Raw genomic sequence first — 18,234 nt, 5'->3', positions numbered from 1 at the left:
CTGCTTGAATGGGTTATCACAAGCCCGATGCGCCAGCCGACTCGGCGACCGTTGACAGGAACTGCAGTAGTGCTGGCGAGTGGTCGTCGCTGCGGCTGGCTACCGCCAGCAACAGGTAGGCATCGGCGTCTTCCAGCGGCACGTAGCTCACTCCGGACAGGCGCACCGCACGCATGCTGGCCGGCACCAGTGCCAGGCCCAGGCCTGCGGCGACCAGTGCCAGCAAGCCGTTGATCTGCTGCGCATGCTGGGTGATCGATGGCTGGAAGCCAGCCTTGTCCGCCAGTTTTACCAGCCGGTCGTAAAGTGTGGCGGCCAGTTCGCGTGGCTGCGAGACAAAGGCGTCGGCGGCCACCTCGGCGAGGCGCAGGCTGCTGCGGCCGGACAAGGGATGACCGGAGGGCAGGGCGAGCAGCAGGGGTTCGCGGTCGATCACACTCAAGCGCAGGTTGCGTGCATCTTGTGCATGGATCGGCTCATCGCGGACAAAGCCGACATCAATCTGCCCGGCCAGCAGCGCAGCGAATTGTGGCTCGGTGTACATCTCGCTGAGGTGCATGCGGACATTGGGCGCGATCTGGCCGTGACGCAGCAGGGCTTGTGGGAGTGCCGGGTGAAACGAGACCGAGACTGTATATGCCAGCCGCAACTGGCCACTGTAGCCGGCGGCAGCGGCAACCACCTGGCTGCGTGCCTCGTCGGCCTTGGCCAGAACCTGCCGGGCTTGTTCCAGGAAGATCCGGCCTGGTTCGGTCAGTGCCACATTGCGCTTGTTGCGGTCGAGCAGCCGCACGCCCAGATCCTGCTCCAGTGACTGGATCTGCTGGGACAAGGGCGGCTGGGAAAGATGCAGCCGTATGGCCGCACGGGTGAAGCTCAGCTCCTCGGCGACGGCGACGAAGTAGCGCAACTGGCGAAAATCAAACATATAGCGATATCGTATTAATGGCTCGCTAAATATATATTGGATACTCTATCGCGTCGATCATAAACTCTCTTCCGTCACGCCACTTCCCCTCCCCCTAGTGGCGGCGGCCCTCGCCCCGCAGCGACGCTAAATACGATATCCGGTTCAACTCCCCCCCTGAACCCATATTGATGCGTCTTCCTGCGGGGCGCTTTCTTTTATGTTCCCGACGCCGCTGCCTTCCTGACAGCGGCGTCGGCGTATCTGGCTTATGGAATCAGATCTGGCTGGCCAGCCGGGTGCCTTGGGCGATGGCACGCTTGGCGTCGAGTTCGGCAGCCACATCGGCGCCGCCAATGACGTGCACCTTCAAGCCAGCCGCGATCAACTCATCGGCCAGCCGCCGGTTCGGTTCCTGACCGGCACAGACCACCACGTGGTCGACCGGCAGGATTTGTGGGGCGCCATCGACGGTGATGTGCAGACCCTGATCGTCGAAACGCTGATAGCTGACCTTGCCCAGCATGCTGACCTGCTTGGCCTTGAGCGTGGCCCGGTGTACCCAGCCGGTGGTCTTGTTGAGCCGCGTGCCAGGACGCCCCTCGCTGCGCTGCAATAGCCAGATCTGCCGGGCCGGAGCTTCCGGTTTCGGCTTCTGCAGGCCGCCACGTTGCGCCAGCTGCATGTCCACGCCCCACTCGCGGGTCCAGCGGGCTACGTCGGTGGTGGGCGAGGGCGCGTGCTCGACCAGGAATTCGGCCACGTCGAAGCCGATGCCGCCGGCGCCAATGATCGCCACTTTCGCGCCAACGCTCTGGTGACGGGCAAGGACATCCAGATAACTCAGCACACGCGGATCATCGCTGCCAGGGAAGCTCACCGTGCGCGGCGTGATGCCGGTGGCGATCACCACTTCGTCATAGCCACCAGCATGCAGTGACGCCGCATCTGCGGTCTGGCCCAGCTGCACGTCGACGCCGGTGTCGCTCAGTTGATGGCGGAAATAGCGCAGTGTCTCGTGGAATTCTTCCTTGCCCGGGATCTGCTTGGCGTAGTTGAACTGGCCGCCAATCTCGTTGGCTTTGTCGATCAGCGTCACCGCATGGCCGCGCTCACCCAACGTGCTGGCGCAGGCCATGCCGGCCGGTCCGGCACCAATGACCGCGATGCGCTTGCGCACACTGGCTGGTTCAATCTTCAGCTCGGTCTCGTGACAGGCGCGCGGGTTGACCAGGCAGCTGGCCCGCTTGTTCTGGAACACATGGTCGAGGCAGGCTTGGTTGCAGGCGATGCAGGTGTTGATGCGTTCGCTGCGCCCGGCCTTGGCCTTGTTGGCCCAGGCGGGATCGGCCAGCAGCGGGCGCGCCATCGAGACCATGTCGGCCTCTCCATCGGCCAGGATGCGTTCGGCCACCTCAGGCATGTTGATGCGGTTGGTGGCGATCAGCGGGATCGCCACTTCGCCCTTGAGCTTCTTGGTGACCCAGGCAAAGCCGGCGCGCGGCACGCTGGTGACGATGGTCGGTACGCGCGCCTCGTGCCAGCCGATGCCGGTATTGATGATCGAGGCGCCGGCCGCTTCGATCGCCTTGGCCAGCTTCACGATCTCGCTCCAGTCCTGGCCACCCTCGACCAGATCGAGCATCGACAGCCGATAGATGATGATGAAGTTGCGCCCGACCGCTGCGCGCGTGCGGCGCACGATCTCGATCGCGAAGCGCATGCGGCGGGTGGCGTCGCCGCCCCAGGCGTCATTGCGGTGGTTGGTGCGCTCGGCGATGAACTGGTTGATCAGATAGCCTTCCGATCCCATCACCTCGACACCGTCGTAGCCGGCATCCTGGGCCAGTTTCGCGCAATGCACGAAGTCGTGGATGGTGCGCTCCACGCCGCGCGAAGACAGCGCTCGCGGTGTGAACGGAGTGATCGGCGACTTGATCTTCGACGGCGCCACCGACAGCGGGTGATAGCCATAGCGCCCGGCATGCAGGATCTGCAGGCAGATGCGGCCGCCTTCGGCATGCACGGCATCGGTGAGCTTGCGATGGCGCGGCTTGTGCCATGGCATCGTGAGGCGGCCGCCAAACGGTTTCAGCCAGCCCTGGATGCTCGGCGCAATGCCACCGGTGACCATCAGTCCGACGCCGCCGCGTGCGCGCTCGGCGAAATAGGCCGCCAGTTTGTCATAGTCGCTAGCCTTGTCCTCCAGCCCGGTGTGCATCGACCCCATCAGGATGCGGTTGGGCAGGGTGACGTGGCCCAGATCGAGCGGAGCGAACAGCTTCGGGTAGTTCATGCGACCTGCACCGGATCAAACGATCGTATGAATGTGCCGGTGTTGGGCATAGGAAAGCAAGCGCTGCGTATGCACCGCGGCAAACTCAGGCCGGGAAACTCACGCCAGCAGCTGATGCACCAGCGCGATGTAACGGCGCATGGCTTCCTCTTCGGGCACGCCGTTCAATTGTGCCCATGCCTCGTGTTTGGCGGTGCCGACAAAGTCGAAGAAGCCTGGCTGGGTTCGGCGCAGGTCACCCTCCGAGCCTTGCTTGTACAGGGCATAGAGCTTCAGCAAGGTGTCGTTGTCGGGGCGCAAACCCAATTGCTGGATGTCCTCGGCGGCTTGTTCGAACTCGCGGCGAAGATCGGTCATAAGGCGGATTGGGCTGACTTGAGTGCAAGGAGACCGGCTAGATAGCACGCGTTCCCAGTGGGGTCAACGCGTTAAACTTCCGCTTTCGACCGCCCAGCCAGGAATCATCATGAGTCATGCCCCGCCTGTACCCGTACTTACCATCGACGGGCCGTCGGGATCGGGCAAGGGCACGATCAGCGCCTTGGTGGCCGAGCATCTGGGCTGGCGGTTGCTGGATTCCGGGGCGCTGTACCGGGCGGTGGGCTATGCCGCCGGCATGGCCGGGCTGGATCTGTCCGATGTGGAGGCGGTGACCCGTTGCGCCCACAGCACGAAAATCCAGTTTCGCGCGGCCACCGACGGTGGTGCGACACGGGTCGTGGTCAACGGACACGATGCTACCGACGAGCTGCGCACCGAAACCGCCGGTGCAGCGGCCTCGGCGATTGCCTCGATGCCGTCGGTGCGCGAGGCCTTGGTGGCGCTGCAGCTGGGCTTTCGCAAGTCGCCCGGGCTGGTCGCCGACGGGCGGGACATGGGGACGGTGATCTTCCCGGACGCCGCGTTCAAGGTGTTCCTTACCGCGAGCGCCGCCGAACGCGCGAAAAGACGCTATAAGCAGTTGAAGGAAAAGGGACTCAGCGTTACACTTGGCGGCCTTCAGCGCGAAATTGAAGCGCGTGACAGCCGTGATGCATCGCGTGCGGTCGCGCCGCTCAAGCCTGCCGAAGATGCCTTGCTGATAGACACCACCGGCATGGGCATCGACGAGGTTGTCGCGAAAGTACTTGCCGTCGTGCAGCCATAGATCATCAAGGATCCGGTTGCGCGGCGGTTTCTGCGCTCCTGCTGCGGCAGGGGATTTTGACCCACGGTGACGACGGTCGGTTCCGAGGAACCACCTGAAGACACCCCCGACCGGTGGACCGGAAAGTTCGTGCGCAACACGTCAGCAAGCGCAACGGATCACGGTCTTTTCCCACTATGGAATCAACATGACTGAAAGTTTTGCCGAACTGTTTGAACAGAGCCAACAGGCTATCTCCAAGCTGAAGCCCGGCGCCATCGTCACCGGCATCGTTGTGGAAATCCGCAATGACGTCGTCGTGATCAATGCTGGCCTGAAGAGCGAAGGCATCGTCCCGATCGAGCAGTTCAAGAACGAAGAGGGCGTACTGGAGGTGCAGGTAGGCGACGAGGTGAAGGTTGCCCTCGAAGCTTTGGAAGACGGTTTCGGCGAAACCAAGCTGTCACGCGAGAAAGCCAAGCGCTCGATGGTGTGGGACGACCTCGAGCACGCGTTCGACAAGGAAGAGACCATCGTTGGCCTCATCTCCGGCAAGGTCAAGGGCGGTTTCACGGTCGACATCAAGGACGTCCGCGCATTCCTGCCGGGCTCGCTGGTCGACGTGCGCCCGGTACGCGACCCTGTGTTCCTCGAGGGCAAGGAACTCGAGTTCAAGATCATCAAGCTCGACCGCAAGCGCAACAACGTGGTGGTCAGCCGCCGCGCCGTCGTCGAGACCGAGTTCTCGGCCGAGCGCGAGCAGCTGCTTGAGCGTCTGACCGAGGGCGCCGTGGTCAAGGGCACCGTCAAGAACCTGACCGACTACGGCGCGTTCGTGGATCTGGGCGGTATCGACGGCCTGCTGCACATCACCGACATGGCGTGGAAGCGTGTGCGTCATCCGTCCGAAGTGGTCAACGTCGGCGACGAGCTGGACGTGCGTGTGCTGAAGTACGACAAGGAGCGCAACCGCGTTTCGCTCGGCCTGAAGCAGCTGGGCGACGACCCGTGGGTCGCGATTGCCCGCCGTTATCCGGTCGGCAGCCGCCTGTTCGGCAAGGTTTCCAACGTCACCGATTACGGCTGCTTCGTCGAGATCGAGCCGGGCGTGGAAGGTCTGGTGCACGTGTCCGAGATGGATTGGACCAACAAGAACGTCAATCCGGCCAAGGTGGTTCAGGTCGGTGATGAGACCGAAGTCACCGTGCTGGACGTGGATGAGGAGCGTCGCCGCATCTCGCTGGGTATCAAGCAGACCCGCTCGAACCCGTGGGAAGCCTTCGCAGCGATGCACAAGAAGGGCGACAAGGTCTCCGGTCAGATCAAGTCGATCACCGATTTCGGCGTGTTCATCGGCCTGGACGGCGGCATCGACGGTCTGGTGCACCTGTCCGATATCTCCTGGCAGATGTCCGGCGAAGATCTGGTTCGCAACTTCAAGAAGGGTGACGAGATCGAGGCCGTGGTGTTGGCCGTTGATCCGGAGCGCGAGCGCATCTCGCTCGGCATCAAGCAGATGGAGCAGGATCCGTTCGGCCAGTTCATGGCGGCGAATCCGCGCGGCACCATCGTCAACGGCACCGTCAAGGAAGTCGATGCGAAGGGTGCAGTGATCGATCTGGGCGAGGGCGTCGAGGGTTACCTGCGCGCCAACGACATCGCCAAGGAGCGCATCGAGGATGCCACGCTGCATCTGAAGGTGGGCGACAAGGTCGAAGCCAAGTTCACGGGCATGGATCGCAAGGGTCGCCAGCTGGCACTCTCGATCCGCGCGAAGGACGAGGAAGATGTGCCTGAGGTGGCTGCTGTCGACTACGCGTCGGCATCGACCGGCACGACCAAGCTTGGCGCGTTGCTCAAAGAGCAGTTCGACAAGGCTGATTGATCTCACGTTGCAGACGGATGCGGGGCGGCACATCGCTGCCCCGCTGTTTCATGTCACGGACATTGGGGTCCCATGACCAAATCCGAATTGATCGAGGCGCTGGCGAAGCGTCAGACCCATCTTGCGTTTGCTGACGTCGAGATGGCCGTCAAGAGTGTGATCGAGCAGATGAGCCATGCACTGGCTCACGGCGAACGCATTGAGGTGCGCGGTTTCGGCAGCTTCGCGTTGCATTACCGTCCACCACGGATGGGGCGCAACCCGAAGACGGGCGACGCCGTGGCGCTGCCAGGCAAGCACGTGCCGCATTTCAAGCCAGGCAAGGAATTGCGCGAACGCGTCAATCTTGATCTGGATCAGGAAGCCGGCTGAGTCGGTAACCGAGGTTTACCGAAGGCAGGCGACGCAAGTCGGCCTGCCTTCTTTTTGCCTGCAGATCCGGCACGACTGCGGGCCTGTTCTGAATCGCCACCACATTGATGGCACGCATTGTCTGTGCCCGCCGCGGCCAATCGGGTAAAGTCTGGGCATGCGACTGCTCGCCATACTCATCCTTGTGATCTTCATCGCTGCCGGCGTGGTGCTGGGTGCGCTCAATGCCGACCTGGTCGGTTACGACCTCGCGTTCGCGCAAGTGCGGCTGCCCAAGGGTGCTGCCTTGCTTGGTGCCGTGGTGATCGGCTGGCTGCTTGGCGGCCTTACCGCATGGATTGGTGTGAGTTCGCGCCAACGTCGCCTGCATCGTCAGCAACTGCGTGTCGAAAAGAAGTTGCCGCCCAAGCCATGAATTTTCCGTCTGTGCTGGTTCCGCTGGTGCCAGCTGCCTTCGCTCTGGGCTGGTGGGCTTCCCGCCGTATCGGCGCGCGTCGTTCCGGCGCCGAAGTCAGTGAGCTTTCCTCGGACTACTTCCGCGGCCTGAATTACCTGCTCAACGAGGAGCAGGACAAGGCGATCGAGGTTTTCCTCAAGCTGGCCGAATACAACCGCGATACAGTGGAAACCCATCTGGCGCTGGGCAACCTGTTCCGTCGCCGTGGCGAAGTGGATCGGGCAATCCGCCTGCATCAGCACTTGGTTTCCCGGCCCGGCCTGTCCGACGCCATGAAGACGGTGGCGCTGCTGGAGCTGGGTGAAGACTATATGCGCGCTGGTTTGCTGGATCGTGCCGAAGCGCTTTTTTCCGACCTGGTGGCGATGGATGCGCATGCACCGTCGGCGTTGCGCCACCTGATCGCTATCTACCAGCACGAACGCGATTGGCACAAGGCAATCGAGCATGCGCGCCGGTTGGAGATCATGACCGGCGAAGACGAGACGCCGATGATCGCCCAGTTCTATTGCGAACTTGCCGACCGCTCACGCCAGCATGGTGCCCGCGCCGAGGCGCGCGATTATCTGCGTCAGGCATTCGACTGTCAGCCGGATTGTGTGCGCGCGTTCATGCTGACCGGCCGGCTGCATGCCGAGGATGATCAGCATGTCGAGGCGGTCACTGCCTATGAAGCGGCCGTCCAGGCTGACATCGCGTTCACCCCGGAGATCCTGCCGCCACTGCTCAACAGCTATGCCCGTTCGCAGCAGATGGAACGCGCCGAAGTTTTCCTCAGAGAAATGCTGGTGCGTTACCACGGCATCTCGCCCGTGCTGGCCTTGACCCAGATCTACCGGCAGCGTGATGGCGAGCGGGCGGGGATCGACTTCCTGACTTCGCAACTGCGCCAACGGCCGTCCGTGCGCGGCCTGATGGCACTGATCGACGCGACCATGGACAAGATCGAAGGCGAGGCGCGCGAGAATTTCCTGATCCTGCGTGATCTCACCAAGAAACTGCTGGAAGGCCAGGCGATGTATCGCTGCAGTCGCTGCGGCTTCGGTGCCAAGGCACATCACTGGCAATGCCCCAGTTGCAAGAGCTGGAGCACGATCCGTCCGATCCATGGCGTCGCCAGCGAGTGACATGAGGATCGCCATGGCCATTGGATGGTTGTTCACAGCGTTGCTGATTACACTGTTGCTGGTGCGTGGTGCGATCGGCTATGCACATCGGCGCGGAATGCTCGATCACCCGGGACAGCGTCGTTCGCATAGCCTGGCTACCCCGCGTGGTGGTGGCATCGGTATTGTGGTGGCGATGCTCGTCTGTCTGCCTGGCACATTGTGGAGTTTGCCGGGGGCATGGCCGGCCAGTGTGATCGCAGGACTGCTCGGCGCGCTGGTGCTGGTGGCACTGGCAGGCTGGTGGGACGATCACCAGTCGCTGCCGGTGTTGCCGAGATTCGCAGCACAACTGTTGGCAGTATTCGGGTTTTCTCTCGCGTTGCTGGCGACGGGTTTGTCGATATGGTGGCTGCCGCTGTTGCTGATCGGCGGTGCCTGGAGCATCAACCTGCACAATTTCATGGACGGGATTGATGGTTTGCTGGCACAACAGGTGATGTTTGTCGCCAGTGGGCTGGCGCTCCTTGCGTGGGCGGTGGCACAGCCTGCACTCGCGTTGGCGGCCGCGACGTTGGCGGCGGCGGCGCTGGGTTTCTGGTACTACAACCGCTCACCGGCACGGATTTTCATGGGCGATGTCGGCAGCGGCAGTGCCGGCCTGTTGATCTTTGCGTTCAGCGCGATGCTGTGGCGTATCGAGCATGCCTTGCTGTGGCCGGCGCTGACTCTGTCGTCGGCGTTCCTGGTGGATGCCAGCCTGACCCTGTTGACGCGCATGTGGCGTGGGCGCCGCTGGTACACTGCGCACCGCGAACATCTGTACCAGTGGCTGGTACGCCATGGTGGCTCCCATGCAGGGGTAGGGGGCGGTTACCTGGCCTGGAACCTGCTGGTCGCGGCACCGTTCACCTGGTTGGCCTGGAGTCATCTGGAGTTGGCGTTGCCGATTACCATGCTCGTTTATTCGGCGGCTGCAGCCCTGTGGCTGGCGCTGAAACGTCGCTGCCTGCGACGTCATCTTTCCAAGGACCGCCATGTCGCTGCGTAAACTTGTCGGTTTCATTCACCCGCGTATCGCGGTTGTACTCCATGACCTGACCATGGCGGCATTGGCGTGGTGGATCGCCAAGCTGTTGCGTTATGAGTTGAAGCCGGACGAGATCGTCAGTTATCAACTGTTCGAATTCCCGATCGTGCTGCTGGTGCAAGGGCTGATCTTCCGCTGGACCGGGCTGTACAAGAGCGTCTGGCGCTTTGCCAGCATGCCGGATCTCTGGAACATCCTTCGCGCGGCGGTAACAGGGGCGGTAGCGATTTATCTCGCGCTGTTCCTGTACAACCGGCTCGATGGCGTGCCGCGTTCGGTCCTGCTGCTTTACCCCATCTTGCTGGCGGCGCTACTTGGCGGACCGCGGCTGATCTACCGCTACTGGAAGGACAGCCGCAACGACCTGTTGCATAACCAGACCGTGAAGCGGGTTCTGATCGTGGGTGCGGATCGGGCTGGCGAAGTGCTGTCACGTGACCTGCGCCACGACAGCCGCTATGCCGTGGTGGGTTTTGTTGATGACAAGGCCAGCCTGCGCGGCGCCAGTATCAATGGTCACCCGGTGCTGGGTCGTTTCGACCAATTGCCTGAGATGGCACGTGAGGCAGCAGTCGACATGTTGCTCATCGCCTTGCCCGGCGCATCGACCACCGAGATGCGGCGCGTGGTGTCACTGTGCGATGTCACCGATCTGCCCTATCGAACGGTGCCGCGGCTGGAGGACGTGGTTGCCGGTCGGGCACAGTTCAACCAGATCAAGGAAGTGGCGATCGAGGATCTGCTAGGGCGCGACGCGGTGGAGCTGGACTGGACCGCGATCCGCGAGACCCTGACCGCGCGTCGCGTGCTGATCACTGGTGGTGGTGGTTCGATCGGCTCGGAACTGTGCCGACAGGTTGCCCGGCTGGGCGCGCAGTCGCTGATCGTGGTCGAGCAGAGCGAATACAACCTCTATCGGATCACCCAGGAACTGCGCGCGGATTTTCCGGAGCTGATCCTCGAAGGCATCCTGGCCAACTGCGGTGACCAGGCCGCGATGCACAAGGTATTCGCGGAAGCCAAGCCGCAGGTGGTTTTCCATGCCGCGGCCTACAAGCATGTGCCGATGCTGCAGGGGCAACTGCGCGCGGCGTTCCGCAACAACGTGCTGGGTACGTGCACGGTGGCTGACGCCGCACGCGAGGTCGGTGTCGAGTGTTTCGTGCTGATCTCAACCGACAAGGCGGTCAACCCGACCAGCGTGATGGGTGCGTGCAAGCGTGTCGCCGAGATCTATTGCCAGAACCTCAATGCGCATGCCGATACGCGTTTCATGACGGTGCGTTTCGGCAATGTGCTGGATTCGGCCGGATCCGTGGTTCCGCTGTTCCGGGAGCAGATCCGCGCAGGCGGCCCGATCACCGTGACTCATCCGGAGATCTCGCGCTATTTCATGACGATTCCCGAGGCCTGCCAGTTGATCCTGCAGAGCGCGAGCATCGGCAAGGGTGGCGAGATCTTCGCGCTCGACATGGGCGAACCGGTGAAGATCCGCGATCTGGCCGAACAGATGATTCGTCTGGCCGGCAAGAAGCCGGGCAGCGAAATCCCGATCGTCTACACCGGTCTGCGTGCCGGCGAGAAGCTGTTCGAGGAACTGTTCCACCCGCTGGAAAACTACAGTGCCACCGAACACGCCAAGATCTTCCTGGCGCAGCATCGCGAAGTATCGTGGGAGCTGCTGCAGGCGCTGTTGAGCAAGGCCGCCGAGGCCGTCGATGTATTCGATGAAGAAGAACTTCGGCGCTGTGTATCCAGTCTGCTACCTTCGTTCCGCTGGAGCGAGTCGGCACAACCGGACAACGTGGTGTCGATCCGCCCTGTAACGAAACTGGAGAGCAATGAGTGAGCAAGCCTCTGCGCAAGGTGGTGTTTCCCGTAGCCGGACTCGGCACGCGTTTTCTGCCGGCGACCAAGGTGGTCGCCAAGGAAATGCTGCCGGTACTCGACAAACCGCTGATCCAGTATGCCGTTGACGAGGCGGTGGATGCCGGTGCGGATACGCTGATTTTCGTCACCAATCGTTACAAGCACGCGATCGCCGATTACTTCGACAAGGCCTACGAACTGGAGGCGAAGCTGCAGGAAAAGGGCAAGGACGAGTTGCTGGCCCTCGTGCAGGGCACCTTGCCACGGCACGTGCGGGCGATCTTCGTGACCCAGCCCGAGGCACTTGGCCTTGGCCATGCCGTGCTGTGTGCCAAGCCGGTGGTCGGTGACGAACCCTTCGGCGTGGTGTTGCCTGACGACCTGATCTGGAACGGTGCGATCGGCACGGGCAAGGGCGCGTTGCGGCAGATGGCCGAACTCGCCGAGTCGCAGCATGCTGGCGTGATCGCGGTCGAAGAAGTACCGCACAACGACACCGACAAATACGGCATCGTCGATGCGCAGAAGATCGACGAGCGTAGCGCACAGATCCGCCATATGGTGGAGAAGCCCAAGCCTGCCGATGCGCCGTCCAACCTGGCGGTGGTCGGCCGCTATGTGCTTCCGGGTCGGATTTTCCAGTTGCTGGAACAGACCACGCCAGGCGCCGGCGGCGAGATCCAGCTCACTGATGCGATCGAAGCACTGCTGAAGGAGCAGGGCAAGGTGCTGGCCTATCGCTTCGAAGGTATCCGTTTCGACTGTGGCAACAAGGCTGGTCTGGTGCGCGCCACCATGCATATGGCGATGCAGGATCCGAAGCTTGCCAGCGTGGTGCGCGAATTTATCGGCAAGCTCTGAAGCAACGTTAAAAGTTGCACTGAAGGCGCCCTCGTGGCGCCTTCTTGTTTCATGCCGACGGTATGTCAGAATCTGCGCCGTGTTCTGCCATGTTTGTCAGGCAGCATGACGTTGGGGAAACCGGTATTCGAACAAGCGCTCCTCCGGGGCCGCTTTGCCGTATCCGGTGCCGGTTCGTTCATTGGATGATCATCGGGAAGCGTTATGGATCTGTTGCGGTTTCTGCTGTTGTTGCCAGTGCGTCTCGTGCGCGGGTTGCTTTACGGGGTCGCGCTGATTCTCAGGCCGTTGATCGGCAACGTGAGCTGGTCGGCACCAGCGTGGATGCCAGCCACCGGGGCGGCGGTGCGGCGCCGTCCGCTCCATTTCGCCGGCAGCCTGCTGACGGTGCTGATCGTGGCAACGGCCGGCTGGTACGGCTGGCACTGGTACAAGAACCTGCCTGTACCGGTCGAGCCGGACAAGATCACGTTCCAGGTGCAGGCACCGGAGCTGACCGACTACACCACCAAGCCGATTGCGATTCGCCCCTTGCTGGTGACGTTTTCCGGTTCGGCCGCACCGATCGAGCTGGTGGGCAAACCGGTAACCGAAGGCATCGTGATGTCGCCGGTCATGAAAGGGCAGTGGAGCTGGAGCAGCGATCGCGTCCTGCGTTTCGTGCCTGCGGAAGACTGGCCGGTCGGAATGCATTACGAAGTCCGCTTCGACAAGGTCAAGGCGTTCGCAGCCAAGGTGCTGATGGACGAGGACAGCTTCACTTTCGACACGCAGCAGTTCACGGCCACGGTCGTCAATTCGGAGTTCTATCAGGATCCGCAGAACCCCACCGCCAAGAAGACCATCGTGCAGGTGAGCTTCAATTATCCGGTGGACACCGGCCAGTTCGAGAAGCGCATCAATCTTGCGTTGTATGACGCCAAGGGCCTGAAGGTCGGTGATGCGCTGACCTACACGGTCAACTACGACGCCAACAAGCTCAACGCGTGGGTGCACTCGCAGCCGCTGGCCTTGCCGCGCGACGATGGCAGTGTGCAGTTCAAGCTGGACAAGGGCGTCGCCAGCGTACGTGGCGGCGATCCGACCAAGGATGCGCTTGCTGCCAGTGTGCGTGTGCCGGGCCTTTACAGCCTGACCATTGGCGATATCCAGCCGACCCTCGTCAACAACGACAAGTACGAGCCGGAGCAGGTGCTGGTGATGAACGTGGACGGCACGGTACGCGATACCGAGCTGGCCGGCCTTACCAAGGCGTGGATTCTGCCCAGGCGCAATCCCAAGCAAAAGCCGCCGCAGGCTGACGACGAGCCGCCCTACGAATGGGGCGAGAGCGAGGTGAGTGAGTCCGTACTGAGCCAGTCGCAGCCGTTGAAGCTGGAACTGGTGCCGGCGGAAAACGATTACCAACAGATGCAGAGCTTCAAGTACCACGCCGATCCGGGACAGCAGATCTATGTCCGGGTGAGCGCGGGGCTGAAGTCCTATGGCGGTTACGTGATGGGTCATCCACGCACCGCATTGTTCCGCGTACCGGACTATCCGAAGCTGCTCAACTTCATGGCTGACGGCTCATTGCTGCCTTTATCGGGCAGCAAGCGGGTGTCGGTGGTCTCGCGGAACGTGCCTGGCCTGCGCATGGTCATCGGCCGTGTGCTGCCGGATCAACTGCAGCATCTGGTCAGCTTCACCTCCGGCAAGTTCAGCCAGCCGGACATGGACGCGAACTTCAGCGAAGACCACATCGTCGACCGCTTCGTGCAGAAGATCGGCTTTCCGGAAGCCGATCCGACCAAGGCACACTACGAGGGTGTCGACCTGGGCCAGTACCTCAAGGACGGCAAGCGCGGCGTATTCCTTTTGCACCTGTCCGCTTACGATCGCCAGGCCGAATTGAAGCAGGCTGAAGAGTTGAAGAAGGCCAGGGATGCCGAGGCCGGCGAAGCACATGGCGCCGCCAGTGCGACGGACGATACGGCCGCCAGCGACGGCAGCGAGGCAGACAACAGCGACAGCAGTGATGATGCCGGCAATGCCGATGGCACCAGCGATACGCGACTGGTGGTGGTAACCGACCTGGGCTTGCTGGTAAAGCGTGCGCTCGATGGCAGCCAGGACGTGTTCGTGCAGTCGATCAGCACCGGAAAGCCGGTCGATTCGGCCACCGTATCGGTGCTGGCGATCAATGGGCAATCTCTGTTCTCGCAGACCACCACCGCCGACGGGGTGGTGCATTTTCCTTCGCTGAAGGGGCTCGGTCACGAGAAAACACCCGTGATGTATCTGGTGAAGAAGGGCGACGACCTGTCGTTCCTGCCACTGGGCCGCGACGATCGCCAGATCGACTACTCGCGCTTCGATGTCGGTGGCGAGCGCAACGCGGTCAACCAGGGTGAGTTGTCGTCGTACCTTTTCTCCGACCGCGGCATCTACCGGCCGGGCGATACTTTCCACATTGGCCTGATCGTGCGCGCTGCCAACTGGACCCACAGCGTGGTCGGTGTACCGATGCAGGCGGAAATCGTTGACCCACGCGGTGTCACCGTAAAGCAGTTGCCGCTGTCGATAGACGCTTCCGGCTTTGGCGAGCTGGCCTATGCACCGGCCGAAACGGCGCCTACCGGTACCTGGACGGTGAACCTCTACATCACCCGCAAGAACGGTGATATCGGTGACCAGATCGGCAGCACCACGGTGCAGGTGAAGGAGTTCCTGCCCGACCGCATGAAGGTCAATGCCAAGCTGTCACAGCAGGTCGCCGAAGGTTGGGTAAAGCCCGATCAACTGAAGGCGCTGGTCGATGTGCAGAACCTGTTCGGCACGCCAGCGGCAGCGCGCCGGGTGGAGGCTACGCTGACCCTGCGCCCGGCATGGCCGGAGTTCCACAGCTGGCCCGAGTTCCACTTCTACGACACCCGTCGCGCCAAGGAAGGGTACGAGGAGAAGCTGCAGGATGGCACCACCGACGACAAGGGGCATGTCGAATTCGCGCTGGATCTGAAGAAATACGCCGACGCCAGCTATGAACTCTATTTCCTGGCCAAGGCCTACGAGGCCGACGGCGGACGCAGCGTGGCGGCAGCAGCGCAAACACTGGTGTCCGCGAACGAGTGGCTGGTCGGTTACAAGTCGGTGGACAGCCTCGAATACATCCGCCATGGCGCCGTACGCCATTTGCAGCTGGTGGCGATCGACCCGCAGGCGAAGTCGATCGATCTGAAGGGACTCAAGGCACGTCTGCTCGAACATCGCTACGTATCGGTGCTGACCAAGCAGGATTCGGGTGTCTACAAGTACGAATCGAAGCTCAAGGACATCACGGTCAGCGAGCAGCCGCTTGCGATCGTTCATGGCGGAACGGACTACGCACTGAATACCGACAAGCCCGGCGACTACTCACTGCAGATACTGCGTAGCGACGACACTGAGGTGAACCGTGTCGATTATTCGGTGATGGGTGACGGCAACGTCGCCCGCGCACTGGATCGCAATGCCGAACTGCAGATCAAGCTGGACAAGCAGGACTATGTGCCGGGCGAGCCAGTGGAGGTCTCCATCCGCGCGCCGTATGCCGGCAGCGGCGTGATCACCATCGAGCGCGACAAGGTCTACGCGTATACGTGGTTCCATGCCGACAGCACCAGCTCCGTGCAGCACATCAGCGTGCCTGCCGATTTCGAGGGCAACGGTTACATCAACGTGCAGTACATCCGCGATCCATCCTCGGACGAGATCTTCATGAGTCCGCTGAGTTATGGGGTGGTGCCGTTCTCGGTCAACCTCGACGCGCGCCGCAATGAGGTCAAGGTGGAATCGCCGGCGGTGGTGAAGCCGGGCGAGACAGTCACCTTCAAGCTCACTTCCGCACATCCGGCCAAGGCGGTGGTATGGGCCGTGGACGAGGGCATCCTGCAGGTGGCGCGCTACAAGCTGGGTGACCCGCTGAAGTATTTCTTCCGCAAGCGCATGCTGGAGGTGCAGACCTCGCAGATCCTCGACCTGATCCTGCCGGATTTCGCCAAGCTGGTGGCGATGGCGGCACCCGGTGGTGACGCGAACGCGGCGATCGGGCGTCAGCTCAACCCGTTCAAGCGCAAGCGCGACAAGCCGGTAGTGTTCTGGTCCGGCATTGTCGACGTGGATGGCGAGAAGGATCTGCAATACCAGGTGCCGGACTATTTCAATGGCAACCTGCGGGTGATGGCGATGACCGTGTCGTCCGAGCAGATCGGCACCTTCGAAGGTGCCACCACCGTGCGCGGCGATTTCGTGCTCTCGCCGAACGTGCCTACCACGGTGGCACCGGGCGATGAGGTGGAAGTCAGTGTCGGCGTGGCCAACAACCTCACGGGCCTGGGTGGCAAGGCAGTCCCAGTCAAGGTGACGCTGAAGACCGGCCCGCAACTAAAGGTACTCGGCAGTGACAGCCAGTCGCTGAGCCTGGGCGAAATGCGTGAGGGCGTGGCGAAGTTCCGGGTCAAGGCGACCGGCGTGCTCGGTTCCGGCAACCTCAGCTTCTCGGCCAACTATGGCGACAAGTCGGCACGGCAGAGTGTGGATCTGTCGGTACGTCCGGCGGCCACCTATCGCACGGTCGTGGATGCCGGTGAAATCAACGCGGGCAACAAGACCGATCTGCCAAACCTGCGCCAGATGTACGACGAGTATGCCAAGCGCGATGCGGCGATTTCCAATCTGCCGCTGGTACTCAGCCGTGGCCTCACGGCCTATCTGGTGGATTTCCCGCACTTCTGCACTGAGCAGATCCTGAGCCGTGCGATGCCGGCGCTGGTCTTCGGCCAGCGGCCGGAGTTCAAGGCACTGCTCAAGGCATCCACCGACACCAACGACTTCAGCGAGGCGGATGCGCTGAGCGCGCTGTTCGACACCTTGCACAGCCGGCAGAACAGCAAAGGCGGCTTCGGCGTGTGGGAAGCCACGCCGGATGCGGATGCGTTCCTCAGCAACTATGCGATGCACTTCATGCTGGAGGCGCGCGATCGCGGCCAGAGTGTCCCGCAGGACATGTTCGATGCCGGCAACAACTACCTGCGCCAGATCGCTGCCAGTGAAGGCGATGACTCGCTGGCGTCGCTGCGCCAGCGCGCGTATGCCATCTATCTGCTGACCCGCCAGGGTACGGTCACCACCAACTATCTGGCCTCGGTGCAGAAGCGGCTGGATGCTGCCTATCCGGATGACTGGAAGAACGACGTGACCGCAGCATGGCTGGCTGCGTCCTATCAGCTGCTCAAGCAGGACCACGAGGCGGCGCGATTGATTGCCGGCCCGCAGAAGCTGCTGGTGCGCGAGGCCAAGGACAAGGACTGGAGCTATGACTACTACTACGACCCGCTGATCCGCGACAGCACGGTGCTGTACCTGCTGGCCAAGCACTTCCCCGACCGGGTCAGGGATCTGCCGCCACAGGCCTTGGTCAATATTGTCACGCCGTTGCAGGAGGGTCGTTACAACACCTTGTCCTCATCGATGACGATCCTGGCGCTCGATGCCTATGCCAATCTGGCCAAGGACGAGACGGCCAAGCTCGCCATCAACGCTGTGAAGCCCGATGGCAGCCTGCAGGCGGTGGGCAAGCTGGATGGCTTGCAGCAGACGGCCACGTGGGGCAACGGCATTCCACGCCTGCGCTTCTTCAACGGCAGCAGCCTGCCGTCGTGGTATGTAGCCAGCCAGGGTGGTTACGACAACGATGTGCCGACCACGCCGATCAAGAATGGCTTCGAGATCGTCCGCGAGTACACCGACGTCGATGGCAAGGCGCTGGACAAGATCGAGGTCGGCCAGGAGATCGACGTCCATATCAAGATCCGCTCGACCGACAACCATGATGTTGCCAACGTGGCCATTGTCGACCTGCTGCCGGGTGGTTTCGATCCGGTGATCCAGCCGCCGCCGGTAGTGACTGACAAGCAGGACGATGGCAGCGGCGCCAGCGATCAGGGTGGCGACAGCAATGCAGCACCTTCAGAGTGGCGTTCGCCGGTCGGTCTGGGCAGTTCCACCTGGCGGCCCGAATATGCGGACATCCGCGAAGATCGTGTGGTGATCTACGGTACCGCTACCGCGGATGTGCGCGAATTCGTCTATCGCATCAAGGCCACCAATGCCGGCAAGTTCGTGATACCGCCGGCCTACGGCGAGTCGATGTACGAGCGCAATATCCAGGCGCGCTCGATCGCTGGCGGGACGCTGACCGTGGTCGATCCCAAACCGTGAACCAGGCGCGATGCATGCCTTCTCCCCC

12 protein-coding genes are annotated in these 18,234 nt (G+C 62.2%); 9 read left to right on the top strand and 3 right to left on the bottom strand.

What is annotated here, in order from left to right; genetic code table 11:
• Positions 1-16 precede the first annotated feature (16 nt).
• The 3 genes from GSQ75_RS01720 to GSQ75_RS01710 all read right to left on the bottom strand — a co-directional run bounded on the left by GSQ75_RS01720 (position 17) and on the right by GSQ75_RS01710 (position 3,560).
• Complete coding sequence (locus GSQ75_RS01720; RefSeq protein WP_158752810.1) at positions 17-928, bottom strand: LysR substrate-binding domain-containing protein; 912 nt, start codon at positions 926-928, stop codon at positions 17-19.
• Between the two features lie 256 nt (positions 929-1,184).
• Positions 1,185-3,203 carry an NADPH-dependent 2,4-dienoyl-CoA reductase gene (locus GSQ75_RS01715; RefSeq protein WP_158752809.1) on the bottom strand — a complete coding sequence of 673 codons (2,019 nt, stop codon included), beginning with the start codon at positions 3,201-3,203 and terminating at the stop codon, positions 1,185-1,187.
• Positions 3,204-3,302: 99 nt separating this feature from the next.
• Positions 3,303-3,560 (bottom strand): acyl-CoA-binding protein, encoded by a 258-nt coding sequence (locus tag GSQ75_RS01710; protein WP_077517930.1) that lies wholly within the window; start codon positions 3,558-3,560, stop codon positions 3,303-3,305.
• A 109-nt stretch (positions 3,561-3,669) separates the two neighbouring features.
• On the opposite strand from GSQ75_RS01710, the gene cmk reads away from it, so the two are divergent.
• The 9 genes from cmk (at position 3,670) to GSQ75_RS01665 (ending at position 18,206) form a co-directional block, all read left to right on the top strand.
• Entirely contained in the window at positions 3,670-4,350 is a 681-nt protein-coding gene (gene cmk, locus GSQ75_RS01705) for a (d)CMP kinase (RefSeq protein WP_174236682.1), read from the top strand.
• 187 nt (positions 4,351-4,537) lie between these two features.
• The gene (gene rpsA, locus GSQ75_RS01700) at positions 4,538-6,214 is read left to right on the top strand and encodes a 30S ribosomal protein S1 (protein WP_077517932.1); all 1,677 of its coding nucleotides are present in this window, start codon (positions 4,538-4,540) and stop codon (positions 6,212-6,214) included.
• 72 nt (positions 6,215-6,286) lie between these two features.
• The gene (locus GSQ75_RS01695; protein ID WP_158752808.1) at positions 6,287-6,586 is read left to right on the top strand and encodes an integration host factor subunit beta; all 300 of its coding nucleotides are present in this window, start codon (positions 6,287-6,289) and stop codon (positions 6,584-6,586) included.
• Between the two features lie 157 nt (positions 6,587-6,743).
• Positions 6,744-7,001 (top strand): LapA family protein, encoded by a 258-nt coding sequence (locus tag GSQ75_RS01690; RefSeq protein WP_158752807.1) that lies wholly within the window; start codon positions 6,744-6,746, stop codon positions 6,999-7,001.
• Positions 6,998-8,170, top strand: a complete 1,173-nt coding sequence (lapB, locus tag GSQ75_RS01685; protein ID WP_158752806.1) for a lipopolysaccharide assembly protein LapB — start codon at positions 6,998-7,000, stop codon at positions 8,168-8,170. Before GSQ75_RS01690 ends, lapB begins: the two co-directional genes overlap by 4 nt.
• Positions 8,171-8,177: 7 nt before the next feature.
• Positions 8,178-9,200: a glycosyl transferase family 4 gene (locus tag GSQ75_RS01680; RefSeq protein ID WP_158753857.1), complete on the top strand. Its 1,023-nt coding sequence runs from the start codon at positions 8,178-8,180 to the stop codon at positions 9,198-9,200.
• Positions 9,187-11,088, top strand: a complete 1,902-nt coding sequence (locus GSQ75_RS01675; protein WP_158752805.1) for a nucleoside-diphosphate sugar epimerase/dehydratase — start codon at positions 9,187-9,189, stop codon at positions 11,086-11,088. Before GSQ75_RS01680 ends, GSQ75_RS01675 begins: the two co-directional genes overlap by 14 nt.
• Positions 11,085-11,969: a UTP--glucose-1-phosphate uridylyltransferase GalU gene (galU, locus tag GSQ75_RS01670; RefSeq protein ID WP_158752804.1), complete on the top strand. Its 885-nt coding sequence runs from the start codon at positions 11,085-11,087 to the stop codon at positions 11,967-11,969. Before GSQ75_RS01675 ends, galU begins: the two co-directional genes overlap by 4 nt.
• 204 nt (positions 11,970-12,173) lie before the next feature.
• Positions 12,174-18,206, top strand: coding sequence for an alpha-2-macroglobulin (locus GSQ75_RS01665; RefSeq protein ID WP_158752803.1), 6,033 nt, complete (start codon positions 12,174-12,176; stop codon positions 18,204-18,206).
• The last annotated feature ends 28 nt before the right edge of the window (positions 18,207-18,234 follow it).

This window comes from Dyella sp. S184 (assembly GCF_009766065.1).
Classification (GTDB): domain Bacteria; phylum Pseudomonadota; class Gammaproteobacteria; order Xanthomonadales; family Rhodanobacteraceae; genus Rhodanobacter.
The sequence above is the reverse complement of the archived record's forward strand: the minus strand, read 5'-3'. Positions and strand labels throughout refer to the sequence as shown.

Coding starts and splice junctions, on each gene's coding strand:
- lapB (WP_158752806.1), top strand. CDS start 6,998: ATGAATTTTCCGTCTGTGCTGGTTCCGCTGGTGCCAGCTGCCTTCGCT.
- GSQ75_RS01710 (WP_077517930.1), bottom strand. CDS start 3,560: ATGACCGATCTTCGCCGCGAGTTCGAACAAGCCGCCGAGGACATCCAG.
- GSQ75_RS01695 (WP_158752808.1), top strand. CDS start 6,287: ATGACCAAATCCGAATTGATCGAGGCGCTGGCGAAGCGTCAGACCCAT.
- cmk (WP_174236682.1), top strand. CDS start 3,670: ATGAGTCATGCCCCGCCTGTACCCGTACTTACCATCGACGGGCCGTCG.
- GSQ75_RS01715 (WP_158752809.1), bottom strand. CDS start 3,203: ATGAACTACCCGAAGCTGTTCGCTCCGCTCGATCTGGGCCACGTCACC.
- rpsA (WP_077517932.1), top strand. CDS start 4,538: ATGACTGAAAGTTTTGCCGAACTGTTTGAACAGAGCCAACAGGCTATC.
- GSQ75_RS01675 (WP_158752805.1), top strand. CDS start 9,187: ATGTCGCTGCGTAAACTTGTCGGTTTCATTCACCCGCGTATCGCGGTT.
- GSQ75_RS01720 (WP_158752810.1), bottom strand. CDS start 928: ATGTTTGATTTTCGCCAGTTGCGCTACTTCGTCGCCGTCGCCGAGGAG.
- GSQ75_RS01665 (WP_158752803.1), top strand. CDS start 12,174: ATGGATCTGTTGCGGTTTCTGCTGTTGTTGCCAGTGCGTCTCGTGCGC.
- GSQ75_RS01690 (WP_158752807.1), top strand. CDS start 6,744: ATGCGACTGCTCGCCATACTCATCCTTGTGATCTTCATCGCTGCCGGC.